This window comes from Pseudoalteromonas rubra (genome assembly GCF_000238295.3).
In the GTDB taxonomy this organism is placed as follows: Bacteria; Pseudomonadota; Gammaproteobacteria; order Enterobacterales; family Alteromonadaceae; genus Pseudoalteromonas; species Pseudoalteromonas rubra.
In genome coordinates, this window is record NZ_AHCD03000025.1 from 1 (window position 1) to 539 (window position 539).

Here is a 539-nt window from a genome sequence, read left to right on the forward strand (position 1 = left end):
CCGCGTGTGACCTCAATCCCCGAGATGCGTTTTACATTCGCGACCTTACCCCCATGGGCATAACCATATTGGCGGGTATTACGGTCGGTGTAATCAAAGTCAACTTTGACTTTTCCGTAAGAAATGTAGTTCAACAGGTGGTAGCCAAGGCTGGTATTGGTGGTGTAGTGATAGGTAATTTTATTGCCGAAAATATCACTGACCTGCTTCAGTGCCCAGGTGTGTGCCCCTTTCGCTGAGCTGCCAGCCGGCTTGACAAACGCATCACTGTCATTGCTTAACGACGTGTCGCCGTAATATTTTGTATCACCATCTTTGGATTCAACAATAAAGCCTTTAGGTCCGGTGTTACTGCTATCTGTACCGATTGCTTTAATGGTCATAAAGTTAGACAGCTCAGTACGATAGGTGCTGTTTGCCGCACCATAAGTGCCACTGACCAGGAGCAGACGATTACCATCTAAACAATACCCATCGCTCTTTTGCATTCTGACCGCTTGCTGTTTACCGTCTGTTGCAATGTTTTTTGTACATCGGGT

1 protein-coding gene is annotated in these 539 nt (G+C 46.6%); it reads right to left on the reverse strand.

The genetic code is table 11. From position 1 onward, the window contains the following. Positions 1–539, reverse strand: a 539-nt coding sequence (locus tag PRUB_RS02655; protein ID WP_198452311.1) for a hypothetical protein, incomplete at both ends; no start/stop codon positions are given.